Genomic DNA, 23,443 nt, shown 5'->3' on the forward strand with positions numbered 1-23,443 from the left:
CTTGGCCTTGAACGCGGCGATGATCGGCCCGGCCTCGGGCACGCGGGCGATGAAGTCGTCGGCCATGTCGGCGGTGACCTCCTTCATCTTCGCCAGCACATCGGCCGGCGGGGCCTGCACGGTCATGCCGTTGTCGGTCAGCTGCTTCATGCGGGTCGCGTGCTCGGCCTCCGAAATCGCCCAGAACTCCGGCTCCATCTTCCTGGCCAGGTCCTCCATGATCGTGCGCTGTTCGTCGGTCAGCTCGTTCCAGTAGTCCAGGTTCACCACCAGCACGTTGGTCGCCCACAGGTGGTTGGTGTTGTAGACGTGGTCGAGGAATTCCCAGTATTTCTGCGCCGCGGCGGTGGAGCCCGAGGTCATCACCGCGTCGAGCTTGCCGGTGGCGAGCGCCGGCACGATGTCGGCGTTGTTCATCTGCAGCGCCGCCATGCCGAGCCGCGAGACCATGGTCGCGGTGTTGGCGTCATAGGTGCGCATCTTGATGCCTTCGAAATCCTCGAAGGTGGCGATCTCCTTCTTGGTGAAGAAGTTCTGCGACGGCCACGGCACCATGTAGAGCGCCTTCTGGTTCCGCTTCTCCAGCTCGGCTTCCCAGATCGGGCGGACCAGGGAATGCATGACCTTCAGCTGGGCGTAGTCCTTGACCAGGAAGGGCAGCGCCTCGATGCCCAGGATCGGCAGGTCGCCCACATTCTGGAACATGCCGTATTCGGCCATCGGGACGGCGCCGTCCTCGACCGCGCGCAGGCTCTCGTTGGCCTTGATGCCGAGCGCGCCGCCGGGGTGGATGGTGAGCTTCACCTCGCCGTTCGTGGCTTCCTCGACCGCCTTGGCGTAGTTCATGCCGTCGAGGGTGTGGAATTCGGTGGCCCCCCAGGGATAGGCCACGTCCCATTCCACGGCGGCGGCGGGATGGGCGAGCGCGCCGGCGACGAGGCCGGCCAGGGCTAGGCGCATGAGCATATGCGAACCTCCGTTGGCTGTTGGTCAGGGGGCCGGCCCCGTTCTGCGCGGGGTCGCGGCATGGAAAAAGGGGCGCGCCTTGCGGGCGCGCCCCCAGGGATCAGGCCGGCGCCCGCTCCATCAGCTGCCGGGCGATGATGATGCGCTGCATTTCGTTGGTGCCCTCGCCGATGCACATCAGGGGGGCGTCGCGGTAATACCGCTCCACATGCAGCTCCTTGGAATAGCCGTAGCCGCCGTGGATGCGCATGGCGTCCAGGCTGTTGGCGACCGCGGCTTCGGAGGCGGCGTATTTCGCGATCCCCGCCTCCATGTCGCAGCGCTCGCCCCGGTCATAGGCCGCGGCGGCGTCATAGGTCAGCAGGGTGGCGGCGCGGGCGCGAACGGCCATCTCGCCCAGCATCAGCTGGATGGCCTGATGCTCCCCGATCGGTTTTCCGAAGGTCTTTCGGATCTGGGCGTATCTGACCGAGTCCTTCAGCGCGGCCGAAGCGAGCCCGCAGCCGCGCGCGGCGACGTTGATCCGGCCCAGCTCGAGCCCGCCGACGGCGGTCTGGAAGCCGCGGCCCTCGACGCCGCCGATCAGGCGGTCGCCGCCGACATGGAAGTCGTCGAAGACCAGTTCGGCGCTGTCGATGCCCTTGTAGCCCAGCTTCTCCAGCTTCCTGGACACCGTGAACCCCTCGCCCTTCTCGGCGAGGAACATCGACATGCCCTTGTGGCGGGGGCTCGCCTCCGGATCGGTCTTGACCAGCAGCGCGAAGATCGACCCGTGGATGCCGTTCGAAATCCAGGTCTTGGTGCCGTTGATGACGTAGCCATTGCCGTCCTTGCGGGCGCGGGTGCGGATGCCCTGAAGGTCGGTGCCCGCGTCGGGCTCGGTCAGCGCGAGGCCGCCGCGCAGTTCGCCGGTGGCGAAGCGGGGCAGCCATTCGGCCTTCTGCTCCGGCGTGCCCATGCGGGAGACGCAGGACGCCATGATGAGGTGCGAGTTGAAGATCCCCGAAAGGCTCATCCACGTCTCGGCGATCTTCTCCACGATCATCGCGTAGGTGGTCGCCGACAGGCCGAGCCCGCCGTATTCCTCGGGGATCGTCGCGCCGAAGAGGCCGAGCTCGGCCATCTGGCCGACCATCTCCTCGGGCCACTCGTCGGCATGTTCGAGGCGGAGCACATGGGGGCGCACGTCGCGCTCCAGCCACTTCTCCACCGCGTCGAGGATCATGCGGTCGTCGTCGGAAAGCTGGGCGGCCATCAGTAGCCCGCCTTCGCTTCGTTCTCGAAGCCCACCTTGGCGACGAGCACGGTGCGCACGAAGGAGCAGACCATGACGCCGTCCTGATTGAAGCCGCGGGTGGCGACGGTGACGAGGCCGGCGCCGGGGCGGGACTTGCTCTCGCGCTTCTCGATCACCTCGGATTCGGCCGTCAGCGTGTCGCCGGCGAAGAGGGGATGGGTCAGCTTGATGTCGGTCCAGCCGAGGTTGGCGATGGCCTTCTGGGAGACGTCGGTGACCGACATGCCGACCATCAGCGCCACGGTGAGCGGCGAGCAGACGATGGCTTTGCCGAACTCGGAATGCTTGGCGTATTCCGCATCGAAATGCATCGGATGCGTGTTCATGGTCAGCAGCGTGAACCAGGTGTTGTCGGTCTCGGTGATGGTCCGGCCGGGGCGGTGCTCATAGATGTCGCCCGGCTGGAAATCCTCGAAGTAACGCCCGAAGCGCTCCCGGTAACGGTTCTCGCCGACTTTCTCGATGGTTCCGGCCATGGTCTGGGTCGCCTTCTTCTGACGCGGCGGTGGCGCCGCATTTGTCCGGACTATCGGGCTTTGGTCGCGATTCTGTCAAGGAGTTGTCCGGACAAATTTGCCTCTAGCCTCGCGCCGCCGCGATCACCGTCATCCGGGCGAGGAGGGCGGCGTCGGGCAGGGTCTCGACCCTTGCCGCGGTTTCGATCAGGGCGTCGGCGGCCTCCGCCGGCATCGGGGCGCGGCCCCAGCCGACGCAGCGACGGAATTTCGCCAAGTTCTCGGCGTCGGTCAGCGCGGCGTCGGGGTGGCCGTAGATCTGGGGCAGGGCGATCTCGTGGACCGTCCCGTCCTTCAGCGTCACCTGCCACCATTGGGGCGCGAGCGCGCTCTGGCTGGGGTTGGCGTCGGTCTCCACCTCCACCATCGCGGCGAAGGCGTGGATCCGCGGGTCGGACAGCACCGCGGGGTCGGAGAACTCGGTCACGTCGACTTCGCCGCGCGCCAGCCACGCGCCGGCGACGTAGCGCAGGCAGAGCTTGGCGTAGTTCGGCTCGGGATTGGGGATGTCGGGGCGCCCGACCAGGCGGGTGACCAGCGGCGGGGCGGTTCCGCGCACGGCCGCCACGTCGTCGGGGGCGAAGCCGTGGGTCCCGGTCAGCCGCCTCAGCGCGTCGACCACGCCATGGGTCAGCCGGCCGGAGGGGAAGGGCTTGTGCGACAGGCGCGAGATCTGCCACTCGGTCCCCATCTTCTCGCGGATGGGGGCGAGGTCGAACTGGTCGTCCTCCAGAAGGCGCAGATAGCCGTAGGGCCCGTCGATCACGTCATGCGGGCCGCGGAACCCGGCCTTCGCCAGATCCAGCGCGCAGATGGCGCCGCGGGCGTTGAAGCCGATCTGGAGGCCGAGCACCGGGGAGCCTTCGACATGCGGCTGCAGGGTGCCGGAGGTCTGGCCATACATCGCGCCGAATGCGTCCTTCACCCCGGACTTGTCCAGACCCTCCAGCCGGGCCATGGCGGCGACGGCCCCGAAGCCGCCGGCGGTGGCGGGGCGGAACCAGCGGATCGGGCCGACCGCGGCGACGCCCAGCAAAGTCGCCACATCCACCCCGATGCAGAGCGCCAGCAGGAAATCCCGCCCCGTGACCGGGCGGCCCTGACCGGCGCGACGCTCGCAATAGGCCATCAGCGCCGAAAGCACCGTCGCCATGGGATGCACCACCGCGGCCTCGTGCACGCAGTCATATTCCAGGCAATGGATCTGGTAGGCGTTGACCACCGCGGCCTGGGTAGCGGGCAGGCGCTCGCCGGTGACCCAGACGGTGGCCTCGTCGCCGTCGCCCCAGCCGCGGGCGGTGTCGATCAGCGCGTCGATCGCGGCCCCGCGGGATCCCGCGATGGCGACGCCGAGCGTATCCAGCAGGTAGGTGCGCGCCCGGTGCAGGTCATGGGGCGAAAGATCCTCGAACCGCGCGCCGCGCACGTGGTCGACGATCACGTCGATGATTGGGGTCTGGTCGGTCATGCGTGCTCCTCCGCGCGCCAAAGGTCGGGGGCGGGATAATCGGCGGCGAGCCAGGCCTCGCCCGCGCGGGCGGTCCAGACGAGGGCTGCGGCCTCGGCCAGCCGGCCCAGCCGGGCGAGGTCGGTCGCGTCATAGGTCAGCCGGGCCTGAGCGGCGGCGACGGTCTGACCGACCAGCCGCCCGCCGGAAAAGAACGGGTGGTAGATCGAGGACCCCATGCGGGAGGTGCGCAGGAACTGGCGGAAGCCCGCGTCGGCGTCGGTGTTGGGGACCAGCACGGGCCGGCCCTCCGCCACCACCGCGCCGGGATGGTTCCACGCGATGGGGATCGCGAGGCGGCGCTGCTCGGGCGGGAACCCGGCGGAGGCGACCAGCATGTTGTAGCGGCGGTCGGGGGTGACGAGGAACACGCCGCCGATGCGGTAGTCGCGCTCCCCCTCCATCAGCCCGCCGGGGGCGGCGGCCGCGTCGGGGTCGCCGAGCCCCGCCTGCGCGGCGGCGGTCAGCGCCGCCAGCGCGCTTTCCAGGTCGCCCGCCGCGGCGGCGCCCTGGGCGGCGGTCGTCAGCAGGGCGTCGAAGTCCGGGTCGGTCAGGCGGGGCATGGTCGGATCCTCGGGCGGCGGGGCGGGCGGAGGTTGCGGCGTGGGCCGAGGCGGGGTCGGCCCGGATCGAAAGACCCTCCCGCAGCGGCCCGGCAAAGACCGCCGCGGGAGGCAGGGTCGCCCGGGCCTGGCCAACACGCGGCCCGGGCGACCCTCCGCACGGCGTCGACAGGGGGCGCGCCGTGCGGAGAAGGGCGGCGGGGGCGTGGCCCCCGCCGCGGGCCGGATCACTTGATGGTCAGATCGACGACCGGACCGATATCGGCGTTCCACAGCGCCACGCAGGCGTCGCCGCAGCGGGTCTTGAAGCCGGGCAGCACGCCCTCGATCATCGCCTCGCGACGCAGCGCCACGTCCTCGGGGGTCGGGTCGACGCGGGTCATGCCGGCGGGCTCGCCCTCGGGGCAGGGGCCGGTGGTGTTGCAGGCGATGCCGATCTCGTTTTCCTCGGCGTTGAGCGCCCACATCTCGGCCTCCATCGCCTTGATCCCGTCGCGCAGCGTGGCGCGCTCGTCCTCGGGCAGCCCGTCCCACCAGGCCTTGTTGGCCATGGTCGCGCCGGCGCCCCAGTTGACGGGGAGGGTGTAGAGGAACTTCGCGCCCTCATGCCACTTGGCCGAATAGCCGCCGAGCGTGCCGGTGATGGCGCAGTCGATCACGCCCTGCTGCAGGCCCTGCTGGACCTCGCCGAAGGCCATGGCCACGGCCTGACCGCCGAAATACTCGATGAAGTCGGCCTGGGAGGCGCCGGACGAGCGCACCTTCTTGCCCTTCAGGTCGGCGAGCCCGGCGAATGCGTCCCGGCAATAGAGGATCTGCGCCTGGTAGGAGTGCAGCGACAGGATCTCCAGCCCGAGGTTCTTCGCGTAGTAGTCGACCAGCGCCGGGCGGAACGCCTCGGTCACCGCCTTGAATTCCTCGATGGTGGGGTTGAGGCCGGCGAGGTCGGTGGCGTCGTTGATCGGCACGTCGCCGGCCGAATGGCCGAGCTGGCCGGTGGCGATGTTCATCACGCCCTGGCCGAGCAGGCGGAAGAGCTCGGGGCCCTTCAGCCCCATCTCGTTCCAGGGCTTGAAGTTGGCCTTGATGTCGCCGCCCGACAGCGCCTCGACCTTCTCCTCCCAGAACGGCCGCTCGAGCAGCTTGGACTGGGTGGTGATGCCCAGATTGCCCACCACGTTCACCGTGAGCGCCTGCGCCGCCCCGGTCGCCGCGATGAGCGCGCCGGCCCCCGCCAGAATGGTCCTGATCCGCATGCCTAGTCCCTCCGTCCTGTTGGTCATTTTGGTTTTCATCGCGCGCCCGCTCACATCGCGATCCCGGGCAGCCACATCGCCAGGCCGGGCGCGAGGATCAGCAGCCCGATCATGACGAGCATCATGGCGAGGAAGGGCGTGGCCCCGAGCATCACCTGCCGGATCGGCCCCGGCGACGCGCCGCGCACGCCCTGCACCACGAAGAGGTTGACCCCGATGGGGGGCGTGATCAGCGCCGCCTCGATCAGGATCATGAACAGCACCCCGAACCACACCAGGTCGTAGCCGAGGGCTGCCACGACCGGGGCGACGACGGGGGTGGTGGCGACCATCAGGGACAAGGTCTCCATGAAGCAGCCGAGCACCAGATAGGCGCAGACGATGATGAGGATCACCGTCACCGGCGACACGTCGAGCCCGGTCATCGCGTCGGTGATCGCCGTGGTCAGCCCGATGGAGACCATGACGAAGTTGAGGAAGAAGGCCGCGACCACGATCAGCATCACCATCGCGGTGGTGCGCATCGCCCCCTCCAGCGCCGCCCAGAGCGAGGCGCGCGAAAGTTTTCCGCGCGACGCCGCCAGCGCCAGGGACGCGACGACGCCGAGCGCGGCGGCCTCGGTGGGCGTGGCGAGGCCGGCGTAGATCGAGCCGACCACGACGCCGAATAGCCCGAGCGGCGCGGCGAGCGCCCGCAGCCCGCGCCAGCGCGCCGGCCAGTCCGCCTCCCCCCGCCCGCCGTCGAGCCCGGGGCGCGCGATGCAGATGCCGGCGATGACGGCGGAGAAGAGCCCCGCCAGCAGCAGCCCCGGGATCAGGGCGGCGAGGTAGAGGCGCGTCACCGACACCTCCGCCAGCACCCCGTAGAGGATCATGTTCACGGAGGGCGGAATGAGAATGCCCAGCGTGCCGCCGGCGGCGATCGAGCCGAGATAGAGCGAGGGGTTGTAGCCCAGCCGCGTCATGTTCGGGATCGCCACGGTGCCGATGGTGGCCGCCGTCGCGACCGAGGACCCCGAGGTCGCGGCGAACAAGGTGCAGGAGGCGATGTTGGTGTGCATCAGCCCGCCGGGGATGCGGTTCACCCAGGCGTCCACGCCCTCATACATGTCCCGGGCGATGCCGGCCCGCAGCAGGATCTCGCCCATCAGGATGAACATGGGCGCCGCGACCAGCACGAATTCGGTGGAGGCGGACCACAGGATCTCGCCCAGCGCCGGGAGCAGCGGGAAGAACGAATAGACCTCCGACAGGCTGACGGCGAGGATGCCCAGCACGGCGGCCACGGGCAGGGCGAGCGCGATCAGGCCCGCGAGGATCAGGGCGGCGACGCCGGTCATGCGGTCTCCTCCTCGCGGACCACGCCGGAGGCGGCGTGGACTTGCGCGAAACGGCCGCGCGCGAGGCGCAGCAGGGCCTGCGCCGTCAGCAGCACGGCGATGCCGGCGAACCAGGTGAGCCCCGTGGCCCAGACCGATTGCGGGATCGCCAGCGGCAGGCGGAGCGTGGAATTGGGCATCGCCCCCATCGCGGCGCTGCGCATGGCGACGCCCCAGCCGTGGATCGCCATGGTCGTGGCCATCGAGGCCAGCGACATCAGCGCCAGCGTGTCGAGGATGGCGCGGGTCGCGAGCGGCAGGCGGGCGTAGATCAGGTCGATGCGGATATGCGCCCGCTCGGTCAGCGCGTAGGAAAACCCGAAGGCGACGGCGGCGGCGAAGCCGAAATTGGTCAGCTCGAAGCTGTGCAGCCCGATCTCGGCGCCCAAGCCCCCGGGCAGGTTGCGCAGGATCACCTCGGCCGTCACCAGAACCGCGCAGGCCAGCACCGCCAGTCCGCCGAGCCGCGCCGACCAGCGCGACGCCGCCTGCACGGCCCGGTCGAACCGCGCCTCGATATCCCGATCCCGGCTCATGCCGTGCCTCCTGCGCGCCGCAACCGGGCGAAAAGCGGGCGCATCAGCAGAGGCGCCGCGTAAATGGGGATCTGGGCGGTGACGACGACGAGGGCCGCGCGCTCCTCGACCGCGCCGGTGACCGCGGCGACCATCAGCGCCATGTTGCGCACCGAGGAGGCCAACCCCGCCGCCGCGGCGCGGTCCCGCCCGGCGCCGCGGAAGAGGGTGACGGCGGCGAGGCAGGAGCCGATGGAAAGCGCCCAGGTCAGGCCGAGGAGGGCGAACCACCCGGCGGGGTCCGCGGAAAGCGCCGGCCCGATGTCGTCGGTCACCGCGAAGCCGATCAGCGCCATCAGCGACACCGCGGCGGCGTCGAGCGGCAGGGACGCGCGGTTCACCGCCTCGGCCCCGATGAGTTTTCGCGCCAGCAGCGACAGGGCGAAGGCGGCGCCGATCAGGCCGGCTAGGCGCAGCGCGAGGGCCGACACGTCCACCCCCTGCTCCAGCCCCGGCATCAGCGCGGTGACCGCCCAGACGGTGGCGGGGGCGGCGAGCGTGGCGGGGATCGACAGCGCCACGACCAGAGCGGGTTCGATCCGCACCAGAATGGCGAAGGCCGCGGCGGAGGAGAGCGGCGGCGCGGCGGCCGCCAGCGCGAGCCCGGTGGCGAGCCAGCCCGGGCCCCCCGCCGCCAGCACCAGGCCTGCGGCGAGCGCCGGCGTGACCACCAGCATCACCACGCAGACCGCGAGGATATGGCCGGGCCGCGCGAAGGCGGCGCGCAGCTTCGCCGGCTCCACCCGCAGCATCGACAGCACCACCAGCGCCACCGACAACGGCGCCACCGCGGGGCGCACCACCGCGGCCGCGTCGGGCGAAGCGAGGCCTGCCGCCAGCGCCCCCAGCATGATCACCGGCGCCCGCTGGGCGATCTGGCGCAGCGTGGCGCTCATGCCGGGAACCGTCGGGGGCGCCGTTTCATGTCAGCCCTGCCAGGGACAGCAGGCGGCGAAGCGGTCGGCGATCTGGCCGCGCTGGGCGATCCACACGCCCTCGTCCTGAGCGGCGGCGACATGTTTGAGGAACTGGTCCAGCGCCCCGATCCGCCCCGGCCGGCCGATGATGCGCAGATGCAGGCCGACATTGAGCATCTTCGGCCCCTCGTCCCGGCTCTCCTTCAGCAGCCAGTCGAAGGACGCCCGCGCATAGTCGAGCCAGGCCTGCGGGGTCAGCGAGGGCGAGGTCCAGAACTTCATGTCGTTGGTGTCGATGGCGTAGGGCATGCAGATCAGCGGTTTTGTGGAACCGTCCGCCATCTCCACCCCTTCCCAGCGGGGCACGTCGTCGGAGAGGTCGTCCATGTGGTAGGAATAGCCCTCCTCCACCAGCAGCCGGCGGGTGCGCGGCGTGTGGAGGTAGCGGGAGAGCCAGCCGTTGGGGCGCGTGCCGGTGGTCGCCTCGATCGAAGTCGCGGCCTTGGCGATGAACTCACGCTCGCGCGGCTCGTCGTAGGAGAACTGGTGGATCCAGCGATAGCCGTGGGAGGTCGGCTCGTGCCCGCCCTCGCGGATCATCTCGGCGATATGGGGGGCGCGTTCGAGGCTGAGCGCCGCGGCGGTGACCGTGGTGGTCACGCCGTGCTTCTTCAGCAGCTTGAAGATGCGCGGCCCGCCGGCGCGGATGCCGTATTGGTAGTTGGATTCGTTGGCGTAATTGCGGATGGGGGCGCCGAGCGCCACGCCCAGTTCGTCCACCGGCTCCGGCTTCTTGTCGCCGTCGGCGATGCTCATTTCGGAGCCTTCCTCGACATTGACCACCAGGGACAACGCCAGGGTCTTGCCGTCCGGCCAGCTGAGTTCGCCCGTCATGTCTTCCTCCGTCGCGGTCCGGACTCGGAATTGTCCGGACAAATTTAACATTCAGGTCCGGACAGGACTTGTCAAGCGGCTGCGTGGAGCGGACTGCATGGTTTCCCTCCGACGGGACCTCAAGCGCCTGCCGCATAGGCGGAATATCGGAGGGGTTGCTTAAAAGACAGGACATCATCGCCTGGAGCGGCGGCGTAATCCCGTATCAATTCCGAAAAAAAGCGCCGCGGCTCGGCAAAAAAAAGCGCCGCGGCGGAGGACCGACGCGGCGCAGGTTGCAGGTGCGGCGCGGGAGGAGACCGCGGCGACCCGATGGGGGGGCCTTCGGGGCCTAGACGGCGCCCAGCGCGGGGTGGAGGGCGCGATGCCGCGCATAGGCGGCCGCGTAGGCGTCGGCGAAGGCGAGATCGGGCAGGATCTCGGATTCGGTGGCGGGGGGGGCGCAGACCGTCATCGGGTCCGCGCCTTCGGCGGCGATCAGCGCCAGGCGGGCGGCGCCGAGCGTCGCGCCGAACGCGCCGGAAGCGGGGATGTCGATGGGCACGCCCAGCGCGTTGGAGACTGAGGCGAGCCAGACCCGCGACCGGCTGCCCCCGCCCACCGCCGTCGCCCGCTCCACATCCTGGCCGGCGGCGCGCAGGGCCTCCAGGCAATCGCGCAGCGCGAAGGCGACGCCGTCCATCACCGCGCGGGTCAGCGCGGGGCGGTCGGCGGCATGCGACAGGCCGAAGAAGCCGCCGCGGATGGCGGCGTCGTTATAGGGCGTCCGCTCCCCGGCCAGATAGGGCAGGAAGGCGACGGGGCCGGGGGCCTCCGTCCGCCCGCCAAGCTCCGCCACCAGGGCCGAGGCCGGCTGGCCGGCGATGCGCGCGAACCAGTCGAGCGCCGAGGCCGCCGACAGGATCACCCCCATCTGGTGCCACATGCCGGGCAGGGCGTGGCAGAAGGCGTGCACCGCGCTGCCGGGCGCGGGCAGATAGCGGTCGGTGGCCGCGAAGAGCACCCCCGAGGTGCCCAGCGACACGAAGGCCGCGCCGGGCGTCACCGCGCCGGTCCCGATGGCCGACGCCGCATTGTCGCCGCCACCGCCCGCCACAACGATCCCCTCGGGCATCCCCCAGCGCCGGGCGAGCGCGGGGCGCAGGGTCCCGGAGACCTCGGTCCCCTCGACCAGATCGGGCATCTGCGCGCGCGTCATCCCCCCCGCCGCCAGCAGCTCGGGCGACCAGGCCCGGGCGCCGGTGTCTACCCATCCGGTCCCGGCGGCGTCGGAGACGTCCGACACATGGCCTCCCGTCAGCCACAACCGCAGATAATCCTTGGGGAGCAGCACTTTGCGGACACGGGCGAAGAGCGCCGGCTCATGCGCCGCCGCCCAGACCAGTTTCGGCGCCGTGAACCCCGGGAACACGATGTTGCCGGAAATCGCCCGAAACCGCGGATCCGCGTCGAGCGCCGCCGCCTCGACCGAGGCGCGCACGTCGTCCCACAGAATGCAGGGCCGCAGCGGCCGGTCGGCCTCATCCAGAAGGGTCGCGCCATGCATCTGGCCCGAGAGGCCGATGCCGCGGACCCGGCCCATGTCCTCGGGCGCCTGCCTGGCGAGCGCGGCCACCGCCCGGTCGGCGGCGGCGAGCCATGCGTCCGGCGCCTGCTCCGACCATCCCGGACGCGGCCGCGACAACTCCAGCCCGGCCTCGGCGGAGGCGACGACGCGCTGCGCCGCGTCGATCAGCAGCGCCTTGACGCCGGAGGTTCCCAGGTCCAGCCCCAGGTAGCGCCCGCCGCCCGCGGCGCCCGCCATGCCCACCGCCCCGGTCATGCGCGGAGCCCTTTGGGGCGCTGCGTTAACCCACAGGCGACACGCCATGCGTCAGTTGCATGACGGATTTGTTCGCACACCCTCTTTTCCGGATCTGCGCGCCGGTCTACATGCCGTCTCAACAGCGGCGCCGAATGCGCGCCGAAGCGCGGCCAGCCACCTGGCGCCGCGCGGCCCCGAAACCGCATCGCATATGCAGGTTCGCCGCGGACACGGCCGGGATATCCCCGGCCCTCGCCGCGGCGTCGCCTGTCACGCCCTGGAGACACGACATGACCTCGCTCGCTTTCACGCACGCTTCCGCCCGTTCCACCGCCGGCGCCGGCTTCTTCCGCGACCTGATGGACGGCCTCGCCCGTCGCCGGTCCTTCGCCCGCACCCGCGCCTCGCTGGAGCGGCTGTCGGACAGCGCGCTCGCCGATATCGGGCTGGAGCGTGGGGACATCCCCGCCGCCGCCGCCCGCGCCGCCTACGGCGTCAACGTCTGACCCACGCAGGCCCGGGGATCTCCCGGCGCCGAAGTTGAACGACCCGATCGGGCCCGCCTTGCGCGGGCCCGAAGCCTGTCCGGGGCGGCTCATGCGCCGAGCGGGGCGCCGGCGGGCAGGGCGAGATACCGCTCCAGCACCGAAGCGGTCCCGTCGCGCCAGAGCCTGTTCAGCGCCTGGCCGAACGCCTCGGCGAAGGCGGGCGCGTCGGCCAGATCCCCGAAGATGTCGCGCAGGGCGAGGAACGCGGCCGGATCGGTCTTCGCCGCCATCGCCGCCGCCTGCAGACGTTCGGCCTGCTCATCCTCCAGCACGTATTTGCGGCCCGACTCGCTGACCCCGGCGAGATAACGGCACCAGAGCGCGCTTTCGAGCGCCAGTCCGGTCACCGGCGCGCCCTGCGCCACCCGGTCCTTCGTCGAGGGCAGGATGAATTTCGGCTGGCGGTTGGATCCGTCGAGGCAGAGGCGCGCGATGGTGTCCTTCACCTCCGGATTGGCGAAGCGCGATTTGATCAGCGCGAGGTAGTCCCAGACGTCCTGACCCGGCGGCGGCGGGACCATGGGCACGATCTCCTCCGTCTCCACCTTGTCGAGAAAGCCCGCGACCAGCGGATGGGCCATCGCGTCATGGGCGTAATGGCAGTCGAGCAGGGCGCCGGGATAGGCGATGCAGGCATGGCCGCCGTTGAGGATGCGCAGCTTCATCCGTTCATAGGCCGCGACGTTCCCGGTGAAGGCGACGCCTACGGCCTCGAATTCCGGGCGGCCGGTGGGGAAGCGGTCCTCCAGCACCCATTGCCGGAACGGCTCGCAGAAGACCGGGGCGGCGTCGTCGAGCCCGAAATCGTCGCGCAGCACGGCGCGCCGCGCGTCGTCGGTGACCACGGCGATGCGGTCGACCATGCCGTCGGGGGCGACGACGTTCGCCGCCGCCCAGTCGGCGAAGGCCGGGTCGTGCAGGCGGGCGAGCCCGACCAGCGCCGCCATCGCCACATGGCCGTTGCCCGGGATGTTGTCGCACGACATCACCGTGAAGGGCGGGATCGAGGCGTGGCGCCGGCGGCGCAGGGCCGCGAGCATCGCGCCGAAGACGGTGACCGGCCGGTCGGGATGGGCCGCGTCGGCGAGGATCTGGGGATGGTGCGCATCGAAGGCCCCGGTGGCGCTGTCGAGGAAATATCCGCCCTCGGTCACGGTCAGCGACACGATGCGGATCGCGGGGTCGCACATCGCCTTGATCAGCGGCGCGTTGTCGGGGGCGACGGGGGCGAAGCCGGTCATCGCGCCGCAGACCCGGGCGCGCAGCGCGCCGGGTTCGAGCTCGACCACGGTCGAGAGCCAGTCCTGCGCCTCCAGCCGCTCGCGCATCCCGGCGTCGGCTTCGCGCACGCCGGCGCCCATGATCCCCCAGTCGAGCGACTTGCCCATGGCGAAGAGGTCGTCGAGGTAGATCGCCAGATGCGCGCGGTGAAAGTTCCCCACCCCCACATGCAGGATGCCGGGGGTCACCCGCGCGCGGTCATAGGCGGGCGCCGCCACGCCGGCGGGCAGGGCGGCGAGGGAGGCTTGCGACAGACGGATCATTTCCGCTCCTTGAGGCGGGTCAGCTCATCCACTGGCCGCCATCCACGTTGTAGGTCTGGGCGACGATGTAGGCGGCCTCGTCGGAGGCGAGGAAGATCGCCATGCCGGTCAGGTCGGCGGCGGTTCCCATGCGCCCGTAGGGCACGGCCTCGCCCACCTGTTTCTTCTTTTCGCCCGGCGCCCGGTTTTCGAGCCGGGCGAAGAGCGCGTCGACCCCGTCCCAGTGCTCGCCATCCACCACGCCCGGCGCGATGGCGTTGACGTTGATGCCATGGGCGATGAGGTCCAGCCCGGCCGACTGGGTCAGCGAGATGATCGCCGCCTTGGTGGCGCAATAGACCGCGACCAGAGGCTCGCCTCGGCGTCCGGCCTGGGAGGCCATGTTGATGATCTTGCCGCCTTTTCCCCGCGCGATCATGCGCCGGGCGACGGCTTGCAGGCAAAAGAGCGCGCCTTTGACGTTCACCGAGAACAGGCGGTCGAAGCTCGCCTCGGCGATGTCGACGATGGGGGCGGCGTCGAAGAGGGCGGCGTTGTTGATCAGGATGTCGATGTGGCCCAGCGCGGCTTCCGCCTCGGCCACCGCGGTCTCGATGGAGGCGACGTCCGACACATCCATTCGCACCGCCACGGCGCCGGGGATGGTCGCCGCAGCGGCCTCGGCGCGCGGCAGGTCGATGTCTGCGAGCGCGACGCGCGCGCCTTCCGCCGCATAGGCCTGCGCGAAGGCGAGGCCGATGCCGCGGCCGGCCCCGGTGATCAGGGCGGTCTTGCCCGCGAGCCGGGTCACAGCGCCAGCCCGTCGGGGCCGAAGCGGTAGACGCGGCCCTCCTCCGGGGTCAGGTAGACCGTGTCGCCATGGCGGGATTCGAACTCGCCGTTGGCGCGCGCGGTGACCGGGCCGACGCCCTCCACCTCCACATGCAGGAAGGTGTCGGAGCCCAGATGCTCGGCCACGCCGACGCGGCCGCGCCATTGGCCGCTGTCGTGGGACAGGACGAAATGCTCGGGCCGCACGCCGATGGTGGTCGCGCCGGCCTTCTCCGCCTCCGCCCCTTCGACCAGATTCATCGCGGGGGATCCGATGAAGCCCGCCACGAACCTGTTGCGCGGGGCGCGGTAGAGCTCGAGCGGGGAGCCGACCTGTTCGATCCGCCCGCCCTGCAGCACCACGATCTTGTCGGCCATGGTCATGGCTTCCACTTGGTCATGGGTCACGTAGATCATCGTGGTCTTGAGGCTCTGGTGCAGCTCGGAGATTTCGAGGCGCATGTTCACCCGCAGGGCCGCGTCGAGGTTCGACAGCGGCTCGTCGAAGAGGAAGGCCGAGGGCTCGCGCACGATGGCCCGGCCGATGGCGACGCGCTGGCGCTGGCCGCCCGAGAGCTGGCCCGGCTTGCGGTCGAGATAGTCGGTCAGGTTGAGGATTTTCGCCGCGCCGCGGACCTTGGCGTCGATCGCGGCCTTGTCCATGCCCGCCATCTTCAGCGGGAAGGCGATGTTCTTGCCGACCGTCATATGCGGGTAGAGCGCGTAGGACTGGAACACCATCGCGAGCCGACGCCTGGCAGGCGCGAGGTCGGTCGCGTCGGTCCCGTCGATCAGGATCTTGCCGTCCGACACGTCCTCCAGCCCCGCGATCAGGCGCAGGAGGGTGGACTTGCCGCAGCCCGACGGGCCGACGAAGACCACGAACTCGCCGTCCTCGATCTCCAGGTCCACGCCGTGGATGACCTGCGCCTCGCCGAAGCGTTTGACCACGTTCTGAAGGGTGATCGCGCCCATGGAAACTCCTCCCGTTCTTGACGGTTCTTATTTGACGGCGCCGAAGGTCAGCCCGCGGACCAATTGCTTCTGGGAGAACCAGCCCATCACCAGGATCGGCGCGATGGCCATGGTGGAGGCGGCCGAGAGCTTGGCCCAGAACAGGCCCTCGGGGCTGGAATAGGAGGCGATGAAGGCGGTCAGGGGCGCCGCCTTCGCCGCGGTGAGGTTCAGGGTCCAGAACGCCTCGTTCCACGCGAGGATGATGTTGAGCAGCAGGGTGGAGGCGATGCCGGGAACCGCCATCGGGGCCAGCACCGACACGATCTCCTGCCGCAGGCTTGCGCCGTCCATGCGCGCGGCCTCCAGGATCTCGCCGGGGATCTCTTTGAAGTAGGTGTAGAGCATCCACACGATGATCGGCAGGTTGATCAGCATCAGCACAACCACCAGCGCCGCGCGGGTGTCGAGCACGCCCCAGTCCCGCGCGATCAGGTAGATCGGGACCAGCACGCCGACGGGGGGGAGCATCTTGGTCGACAGCATCCACATCAGGACGTCTTTGGTCCGCCGGGTCGGCGAAAACGCCATCGCCCAGGCGGCGGGCACGCCGACCAGCAGGCCCAGAGCGGTGGAGCCGACCGAGATGATCACCGAATTCATCGCGTGCAGGAAGTAGTTCGACCGCTCCTGCACCGCGAAATAGTTTTCGAAGGTCCAGTCGAAGAACAGGAACGACGGGGGCGTGGTGACCGCTTCGACCTCGGTCTTGAACGACGTCAGGATGGTCCACAGGATCGGGAAGAACAGCACGAGCCCGATGGTCCAGCCGATCAGCGTGAACAGCGCCTTGCGCTGGCGGGTGGCGGTGCGCGGCATGGCTCAGCTCTCCAGGTTCTTGCCGATCATCCGGATCAGGAAGATCGCCACGATGTTGGCCAGGATCACCGCCACGACCCCGCCGGCGGATGCCGTGCCGACGTCGAACTGCAGCAGGGCCTGCGTGTAGATGAGATAGGCGAGGTTGGTCGACGCGTTGCCGGGACCGCCCGAGGTGGTCACCAGGATCTCGGCGAAGACCGACAAGAGGAAGATCGTCTCGATCAGCACCACCACCGTCAGTGCGCGCGCGAGATGGGGGAGCGTGATGTGGATGAAGATCGACACCGGGCCCGCGCCGTCCATCTCCGCCGCCTCCTTCTGGTCGCGGTCGAGCGATTGCAGCGCGGTGAGGATGATCAGCGTCGCGAAGGGCAGCCAGGCCCAGGCCACGATGATGATGATCGAGAGGAGGGGGAAGGAGGACAGCCAGTCCACCGGCTCGGCCCCGACCCCCCGCGCCATCCAGGCGAAGAGGCCGTTCACCGGGTGCATCAGCATGTTCTTCCAGACCAGCGCCGAGACGGTGGGCATCACGAAGAACGGCGCGATCGCCAGCAGCCGCACGATGCCCTGGCCCCAGAACGGCTGATCGAGCAGCAGGGCGAGGAACACCCCCCCGATCACCGTGATCGCCAGCACGCCGCCGACGAGCACAAGCGTGTTCTGCACGGCGATGGGGAAGGCGGGGTCGGTGAGGAAGAATTCGTAGTTCAGGAAGCCGGTCCATTCCTCCATCCCCGGCATCAGCAGGTTGTAGCGGAGGAAGGAGAAGTAGAGCGTCATGGCCAGCGGCACGGCCATCCAGATCAGCAGCAGGATGACCGCCGGCGCCATCATCGCGCGCGCCGCCGTTTTCGTGTGAAGCGTGGCCATGGGCCTGACCCTCCGGTCCCTGTGGGGAAGAGGCGCGGGCGGCTGCGGCCAGGGGGGGGCCTGGCCTGCCGCCCGCGCCGGGGCGCGGTCAGGTCATCGGGCGGGCAGCGAGGACCAGCCGCCCGACGACCTGCCCCGCGTCTCAGTAACCGGCGCGCTTCATCTCGCGCGCGGTCAGGGTCTGGGCGTTGGCCAGCGCCTGGTCGACGGTGATCTGGCCGGCGAGCGCCGCGGAGAACTGCTGACCCACCGCCGTGCCGATGCCCTGGAATTCGGGGATCGCCACGAACTGCACGCCCACATAGGGCACCTCGTCGACCGTCGGATGCTTGGGGTCCGCGGCCTGGATCGAGGCGAGGGTCATGGCCGCGAAGGGCGCCGCCTCCTGGTATTTCGGGTTCTCATAGAGCGAGGTGCGGGTCCCCGGGGGCACGTTGGCCCAGCCCTCGTTCGCCGCCACCAGCTCGGCGTAGCCCTTGGAGGTCGCCCAGGCGATGAACTTCTCGGCCGCCTCGACCTTCTCGGACGACGCGGGGATGCCGAGCGTCCAGGCCCAGAGCCAGTTGGCCCGCTTGCCGAGGCCGTTGTCCGGCGCCAGCGCGTAGCCGACGGAATCCGCGACCGAGCTGTCGTCGGGGTTGGACACGAAGGACGCGGCGACGGTGGCGTCGATCCACATGGCGCATTTGCCGGTCTGGAACAGCGCCAGGTTCTCGTTGAACCCGTTCGACGAGGCGCCCGCAGGGCCCGCGTCGTTCATCAGGTCGACGTAGAACTGCAGGGTCCGCTTCCATTCCGGGCTGTCGAACTGCGGCTTCCAGTCCATGTCGAACCACTTGGCGCCGAAGCTGTTGGCGGTGGCCGAGAGGAACGCCATGTTCTCGCCCCAGCCGGCCTTGCCGCGCAGGCAGATGCCGTATTGCTCGGCCGACTTGTCGGTCAGCTTGCGGGCCGCGTCCGCCACGAAGTCCCAGCTGGGCTTCTCGGGCATGTCGAGGCCGGCCGCCTCGAATAGGTCGGTGCGATACATCACCATCGAGCTCTCGCCATAGAACGGCGCGGCGTAGAGCTTGCCGTCGGCGGTCAGCCCGCCGCGGATCGAGGGCAGCAGGTCCTCGACGTCATAGTCGGCCGGCATGGTCAATGGGTGCAGCCAGCCGAGCTTGGCCCAGATCGGAACCTCGTAGGTGCCGATGGTCATCACGTCGTACTGGCCGCCCTTGGTGGCGATGTCGGTGGTCACGCGCTGGCGCAGCACGTTCTCCTCCAGCGTCACCCATTCGAGCTCGATGCCCGGGTTTTTCGACGTGAAATCGTCGGTCAGCTTCTGCATGCGGATCATGTCGCCGTTGTTGACCGTGGCGATGGTCAGCGTCTCGGCGGAGGCCAGCGACGTGGTCGCCAGCAGCGCCCCCGTCAGCAGAGCCGTGAAGCGGATGGTCATCGTCGGAGTCCTCCCTTGAAGCTCTTGAATCGCGGTCGGGCCGGTTCAGCGCCTCCCGCGCCGGCCCTGTTTCGGCCATTTTGATAGGATCGCCGGCTGAGTCGGTCAATTACTAAATCAAGTTGATTTTGTAATCGGGGGCGCCTATCCCTATCCCCGACTAAGGACGGGGCAGGGAGGACGCATAGCCGTGCGAGGCGGGGACACGCGCAAGCTGCGCGCCTATAACGAACGCACCATCGTGCAGGCGATCCGCAGCTTCGGGCCTCTGTCCAAGGCCGAGATCGCGCGCGCCACCGGCCTATCGGCCCAGGCCGCCGCGGTGATCGTCAACGTGCTGCTGGAGGACGGCCTCCTGATCAAGGAGGCCAAGGTCCGCGGCAAGGTGGGTCAGCCGCAGACCCCTCTGGCGCTGAATCCGGACGGCGCGTTCTCGCTCGGCGTCAAGATCGGGCGCCGCTCGGTCGAGGCGCTGGTCATCGATTTCCTCGGCGCCCCCGTCGCGCGGTGGGAGCGCGAGCATCACGCCCCCCTCCCCGATCTGGTGATGGCGGCGGCGCGCGACGGCGTGCGCGCGGTGCTCGACGCCTCGCCGCCGGGCGCGCGGGACCGGCTGGCCGGGCTCGGCGTCGCCATGCCCGGCCATTTCGACATGTGGTGGGAGGAGCTGGGCCTGCCGCCGAACTCGCTCGCCGCCTGGTCGGGGCTCGACCCCGCCGCGGTGCTGGCCGAGGAGACGGGGCTGGAGGCGATCTTCTGCAACGACGCCACCGCGGCCTGCGCGGCGGAGCTGGCGCTGGGCGGCGCGATCTCCGCGGCCAACACGCTCTACATCTACATCGCCACCTTCGTCGGCGGCGGCGTGGTGATCGACGGGCAATTGCAGCACGGGCCGAAGGGCAATGCCGGGGCCATCGGGTCGTTGCCCGTGGGCGGGCAGGACGACGCCGGGCGGCCGCGGCAGCTGATCCACGACGCGTCGCTGATCACGCTGGAGCGGGCGATGCTGGCGGCGGGGCTGGATTCGCGGGCGCATATCTACGGCGCGACCCGGTCGGAGGCCGGGGACGCGCTGTTCGGGGCCTGGATGGAGATCGCGGCGGCGGCGCTGGCGCGGGCCTGCGCGGCCGCCTGCTCGGTGATGGAATTCGAGATGGCGGTGATCGACGGCGTGCTGAACCCGGTCTGGCGCGACCGGCTGGTGGCCGCGACCCGGGGCGCGATGGCGGGGGTGAACCTCGCCGGCCTCTCCCCGATCCGCTTTGCGGCCGGGGAGACCGGGCCCGGCGCGCGGGTGCTCGGCGCGGCGTTCCTGCCGCTGCACGGGCGGTTCTCGGCCCAGCCCGCGATTTTCGTGCGCAACCTGGAAAGCCCGGCGGAGGCCTGACGAACCCCGGCGGATCGGATAGGCAGGCGGGGCAGGGCGGCCGGACAAGGGGGATCCACGACATGACCATTCTCGTTTGCGGCGAGGCGCTGTTCGACGTGTTCGTGGACCAGGAACATCCGCTGGGCTTCCGGCTCGACGCGCGCATCGGCGGCTCGGCCTTCAACCTGGCCATCGGGCTGGCGCGATTGGGGCGGGGCGCGGGGCTGCTCACCGGGATCGGGGCCGGGGTCATGGGCCGCAAGCTGCGCGCGGCGCTGGAGGCGGAGGGGGTGGACACGCGGTTCCTCGTCGACAAGTCCGCCCCGGTGACGCTGGCGATGGTGGAGGTGAAGCCCGGCGGGTCGGCGGAATACGTGTTCCATGGCGAGGGCGCGGCGGACCGGGCGGTGACCGGCGCCGATCTGCCGGACCTGGGCGGGATCCGGGCGCTGGCCTTCGGCTGCTTTTCGTTGCTGACGCGGCCGACCGGGGACAGCTTCCTCGCGCTCGCCAGTCGGGCGCGGGCGGCGGGGCTGCCGGTGGCGCTCGACCCCAACATACGCGCCAACGTGGAGCCCGACATGGGGGTGTGGCGCACCCGCGTCGACGCCTTCGCCACCTGCTCGGACATCGTGAAGGTGTCGGAGGAGGATTTCGAGGCGCTCAATCCCGGCATGTCGCCCGAGGAGGGCGCGCGGCGCTGGCTGGGGCTCGGCGCGTCGCTGGTCGCCCTGACCCGCGGCGGCGAGGCGGCGGAGGCGTGGACCGATACGCTCCACGTCACCTGCCCCGCGCCGCAGGTGGAGGTGGCCGATACGGTCGGGGCGGGGGACTCGTTCCTCGCGGGTCTGCTGACCGCGCTCGACGAAGGCGGGGCGCTGACCGCGGAAGGGGTCCGCGGGCTCGATGCGGCGCGGCTGACCGCGGCGATGGAATTCGCCGCCGCCGTCGCCTCGATCACCTGCACGCGGCGGGGCGCCGACATTCCGCGGCGCGACGAGCTGCCGGGGGCCTAGACCCGCTCAGCGGTCGAGATAGGCCCCGACCTCCGCCGTCGCTTCGAGCAGCAGGTCGAGATGGCGCGGACGTTCCCCGGGGCGCGGCGCGATGCGGTGCGTCAGGTCGGTGATCGAGATCGCGGCCCGGAACCGCCCCTGAGCGTCGAAGACCGGGGCCGAGAGCCCGGCCATGCCGATGGCGTAATCGTCCACCGCCAGCTCCCACCCCCGCGCCGCGATCGCGGCCGCGTCACGCTCCAGCTGCGCGGGGTCGGTGACGCTTTTCGAGGTGAAGGCGGGTTGCGGGGTCGCGAGCAGTTCGGCTCGCCGCTCGGGCGCCATATGGGCGAGGATCATCCGCGGCCCGCCCGAGCAGTTCGCCGGCATCATCCGCCCCGGCTCCGACCACCGGACCGAGGCGAGGCGGGCATGGGTGCGCACCCGCTCGACGCAAAGCGCGTGGCGGCGGAATTCGGTCCAGAGGAACGACGTCGCCTCGGTATGCGCGGTCAGGCGGGCGAGCACCGGGGGGGCGACCTCGCGCAGACGGCGCTCGTATTCGACGGCGGGTTGGATCACCATCAGGCCGGCGCCCAGCGCATAGGTCCGCTCGCGGGCGGCGTAGGTGATCCAGCCGACGCCTTCGAGCGTGTGCAGGAGCCGGCGGGCGGTGTTCTTGTCGAGCCCGGCGCGCTCCGCCACCTCGCTGAGCGCGAGCCGCGGCATCTCCACGCTGAACGCCTCCATAATCGACACGGCACGCAGAACTGCGCGTACATTGATCAGCGTGGGGCTATCGGAATCCTTCGCCCGTCGGTTTTTCGCGCTGCTCATCGTCTTGTGCCTCGCCAAGTATCGTCAGATGATACTTTATATCATCTGTTGACAGCTTTGCACATCGCTTCCTACTCTCGCGCCAACAAAGCCCGCCGCAAGGCCGGGCGGACTCGGCCGAAGGAGCCGCGGCGCAGGCCGCGGAACCGGGGACGCACGGGTGCCCCTGGATGGAAGCGCCTTCGAAACGACCCGCTCGCGGCGCCGCGGACCGGCTCCGCCCGGCGCGTCGTCGAAGGCGCGCCCCATGACGAAACCGACAGGAGGACGACCATGAAAATGACGACCAAGACCCTGGGCCTATCGCTCGCCGCGGCGCTGACGCTGGGGACCGCGCAGGCGGACGATCTGAAGATCGGCGTGATCGGCCCGCTCAGCGGCCCCGCCGCGGTGTCCGGCTTGTCGATGCAGGACGCCATCAGGGCCCGCGTCTCGCAGGTCAACGACGCCGGCGGCCTCGAGCTCGACGGCGAGAAGCGCCAGATCGAGCTGATCTTCGAAGACAGCGCGTCGCGCCCCGAGCAGGGCGTTTCGGCCGCGCAGAAGCTGCTGACCCGCGACGACGTCGACATCCTGATCGGCGACACCATCGCCAGTTCGGTCACGCTGGCGGTGATGGAGGTCGCGGCCTCCTTCGGGAAATTCACCATGTCGGGTCAGCCGGTCTCGATCGAGATCGCCAAGAAGGTGAAGGCGCAGCCCGAGCGTTTCGCCAACTTCTGGAAGACCGGCTTCAACTCCGACAACTACGGCGCGACGCTCTATGAGACCGTCAAGATGATGGTCGACGACGGCACGCTGACGCCGAAGAACAAGACGGTCGCCTTCGTGGTCGAGGACACCGACTACGGCAAATCCAACATGGAATACGCCAAGCCCCTGTTCGAGGCCGGCGGCTGGACCGTCAGCTCGTCCGAGACCGTGTCGCTGGGCTACGCCGACTTCTACCCGCAGATCTCCAAGCTGCGCGGCGATGAGCCGGACGTGGTGATCTCGGTGTTCACCTCGGTCAATTCGGGCATCGCGCTGGTCAAGCAGCTGAAGGAGCAGGGGCTGACCTCGCGCCACATCGCGATCTACTACCCGATCCGGGGCGAGTTCCTGGAAGGCGCCGGCGCGTCCGCCGAGGGCCTGCTGTGGTCGCCGCTGATCTTCGACGCCGCCAACAACAAGGCCCACGCCGAGTTCGCGGAGATGTTCAAGGGCATGACCGGCGTGGCCGCCAATGGCGACCACGCGATGGGCTGGTGCCAGATGAGCGTGCTGATCAACGCGCTCGACACGGCCGGTTCGGCGGAGCCCGCGAAGATCTCCGAGGCGATGAAGGCCACCGACTTCCCGTGCTCGGTCGGTCGCTATGTGTTCGACCCGGAGACGCATTCGCCGCTGGGCGGCGCCGACTATCTGCCGGCCCCGACCGCGCAGATCCAGGACGGAGTCAGCTACGTGGTGTGGCCGAAAACCGCCGCGACGCGTGAGGTCGACCCCGACCTGTGACCGGTTCTCGGGGCCTC

At 70.1% G+C, this 23,443-nt stretch carries 22 protein-coding genes; 4 read left to right on the plus strand and 18 right to left on the minus strand.

What is annotated here, in order from left to right:
- From ACTB72_RS08555 to xylB, 11 genes are all read right to left on the minus strand, one after another.
- A partial coding sequence (locus tag ACTB72_RS08555; protein ID WP_463036570.1) for a TRAP transporter substrate-binding protein occupies nt 1-966 on the minus strand: 966 nt, incomplete at its 3' end.
- A gap of 100 nt (nt 967-1,066) precedes the next feature.
- Complete coding sequence (locus ACTB72_RS08560; RefSeq protein ID WP_463036571.1) at nt 1,067-2,221, minus strand: acyl-CoA dehydrogenase family protein; 1,155 nt, start codon at nt 2,219-2,221, stop codon at nt 1,067-1,069.
- On the minus strand, nt 2,221-2,739 hold the full coding sequence (locus tag ACTB72_RS08565) for a MaoC family dehydratase (protein WP_463036572.1): 519 nt from the start codon (nt 2,737-2,739) through the stop codon (nt 2,221-2,223). Before ACTB72_RS08565 ends, ACTB72_RS08560 begins: the two co-directional genes overlap by 1 nt.
- A gap of 103 nt (nt 2,740-2,842) precedes the next feature.
- A complete protein-coding gene (locus ACTB72_RS08570; protein WP_463036574.1) occupies nt 2,843-4,246 on the minus strand; it encodes an MmgE/PrpD family protein in 1,404 nt (467 codons plus the stop codon).
- A complete protein-coding gene (locus ACTB72_RS08575) occupies nt 4,243-4,848 on the minus strand; it encodes a GAF domain-containing protein (RefSeq protein ID WP_463036575.1) in 606 nt (201 codons plus the stop codon). The genes ACTB72_RS08570 and ACTB72_RS08575 overlap by 4 nt, the downstream gene beginning before the upstream one ends.
- Before the next feature lie 227 nt (nt 4,849-5,075).
- Nucleotides 5,076-6,104: a TRAP transporter substrate-binding protein gene (locus ACTB72_RS08580; RefSeq protein ID WP_463036576.1), complete on the minus strand. Its 1,029-nt coding sequence runs from the start codon at nt 6,102-6,104 to the stop codon at nt 5,076-5,078.
- 50 nt (nt 6,105-6,154) lie between these two features.
- The gene (locus tag ACTB72_RS08585) at nt 6,155-7,444 is read right to left on the minus strand and encodes a TRAP transporter large permease (protein WP_463036577.1); all 1,290 of its coding nucleotides are present in this window, start codon (nt 7,442-7,444) and stop codon (nt 6,155-6,157) included.
- Nucleotides 7,441-8,019 (minus strand): TRAP transporter small permease subunit, encoded by a 579-nt coding sequence (locus tag ACTB72_RS08590; protein ID WP_463036578.1) that lies wholly within the window; start codon nt 8,017-8,019, stop codon nt 7,441-7,443. The genes ACTB72_RS08585 and ACTB72_RS08590 overlap by 4 nt, the downstream gene beginning before the upstream one ends.
- A complete protein-coding gene (locus ACTB72_RS08595; RefSeq protein WP_463036579.1) occupies nt 8,016-8,954 on the minus strand; it encodes a hypothetical protein in 939 nt (312 codons plus the stop codon). Before ACTB72_RS08595 ends, ACTB72_RS08590 begins: the two co-directional genes overlap by 4 nt.
- 30 nt (nt 8,955-8,984) lie before the next feature.
- Nucleotides 8,985-9,869 carry a polysaccharide deacetylase family protein gene (locus ACTB72_RS08600; RefSeq protein ID WP_463036580.1) on the minus strand — a complete coding sequence of 295 codons (885 nt, stop codon included), beginning with the start codon at nt 9,867-9,869 and terminating at the stop codon, nt 8,985-8,987.
- Between the two features lie 331 nt (nt 9,870-10,200).
- Nucleotides 10,201-11,691 (minus strand): xylulokinase, encoded by a 1,491-nt coding sequence (xylB, locus tag ACTB72_RS08605; protein ID WP_463036581.1) that lies wholly within the window; start codon nt 11,689-11,691, stop codon nt 10,201-10,203.
- Between the two features lie 272 nt (nt 11,692-11,963).
- Between xylB and ACTB72_RS08610 the strand changes: the two genes are divergently transcribed.
- Entirely contained in the window at nt 11,964-12,179 is a 216-nt protein-coding gene (locus tag ACTB72_RS08610; protein WP_463036583.1) for a DUF1127 domain-containing protein, read from the plus strand.
- Nucleotides 12,180-12,268: 89 nt separating this feature from the next.
- Here the strand turns inward: ACTB72_RS08610 and ACTB72_RS08615 are convergent, their stop codons facing one another.
- The 6 genes from ACTB72_RS08615 to ACTB72_RS08640 form a co-directional block, all read right to left on the minus strand.
- Entirely contained in the window at nt 12,269-13,765 is a 1,497-nt protein-coding gene (locus ACTB72_RS08615; protein ID WP_463036584.1) for a mannitol dehydrogenase family protein, read from the minus strand.
- A gap of 19 nt (nt 13,766-13,784) precedes the next feature.
- A complete protein-coding gene (locus ACTB72_RS08620; protein ID WP_463036585.1) occupies nt 13,785-14,555 on the minus strand; it encodes an L-iditol 2-dehydrogenase in 771 nt (256 codons plus the stop codon).
- Complete coding sequence (locus tag ACTB72_RS08625; RefSeq protein ID WP_463036586.1) at nt 14,552-15,550, minus strand: ABC transporter ATP-binding protein; 999 nt, start codon at nt 15,548-15,550, stop codon at nt 14,552-14,554. Before ACTB72_RS08625 ends, ACTB72_RS08620 begins: the two co-directional genes overlap by 4 nt.
- Nucleotides 15,551-15,577: 27 nt before the next feature.
- Nucleotides 15,578-16,408 (minus strand): carbohydrate ABC transporter permease, encoded by an 831-nt coding sequence (locus ACTB72_RS08630; RefSeq protein ID WP_463036587.1) that lies wholly within the window; start codon nt 16,406-16,408, stop codon nt 15,578-15,580.
- 3 nt (nt 16,409-16,411) lie between these two features.
- Nucleotides 16,412-17,284 carry a carbohydrate ABC transporter permease gene (locus ACTB72_RS08635; RefSeq protein WP_463036588.1) on the minus strand — a complete coding sequence of 291 codons (873 nt, stop codon included), beginning with the start codon at nt 17,282-17,284 and terminating at the stop codon, nt 16,412-16,414.
- A gap of 142 nt (nt 17,285-17,426) precedes the next feature.
- The gene (locus ACTB72_RS08640) at nt 17,427-18,728 is read right to left on the minus strand and encodes an ABC transporter substrate-binding protein (protein WP_463036589.1); all 1,302 of its coding nucleotides are present in this window, start codon (nt 18,726-18,728) and stop codon (nt 17,427-17,429) included.
- A gap of 190 nt (nt 18,729-18,918) precedes the next feature.
- Between ACTB72_RS08640 and ACTB72_RS08645 the strand changes: the two genes are divergently transcribed.
- Nucleotides 18,919-20,115, plus strand: coding sequence for an ROK family transcriptional regulator (locus ACTB72_RS08645; RefSeq protein WP_463036590.1), 1,197 nt, complete (start codon nt 18,919-18,921; stop codon nt 20,113-20,115).
- A 62-nt stretch (nt 20,116-20,177) separates the two neighbouring features.
- Entirely contained in the window at nt 20,178-21,113 is a 936-nt protein-coding gene (locus tag ACTB72_RS08650) for a carbohydrate kinase family protein (protein ID WP_463036591.1), read from the plus strand.
- A gap of 6 nt (nt 21,114-21,119) precedes the next feature.
- Here ACTB72_RS08650 and ACTB72_RS08655 read toward each other — a convergent pair whose 3' ends face one another.
- Nucleotides 21,120-21,929 (minus strand): IclR family transcriptional regulator, encoded by an 810-nt coding sequence (locus ACTB72_RS08655; protein ID WP_463036592.1) that lies wholly within the window; start codon nt 21,927-21,929, stop codon nt 21,120-21,122.
- A gap of 273 nt (nt 21,930-22,202) precedes the next feature.
- On the opposite strand from ACTB72_RS08655, the gene ACTB72_RS08660 reads away from it, so the two are divergent.
- A complete protein-coding gene (locus ACTB72_RS08660; RefSeq protein ID WP_463036593.1) occupies nt 22,203-23,426 on the plus strand; it encodes an ABC transporter substrate-binding protein in 1,224 nt (407 codons plus the stop codon).
- The last annotated feature ends 17 nt before the right edge of the window (nt 23,427-23,443 follow it).

It is taken from the genome of Albimonas sp., from assembly GCF_055129145.1.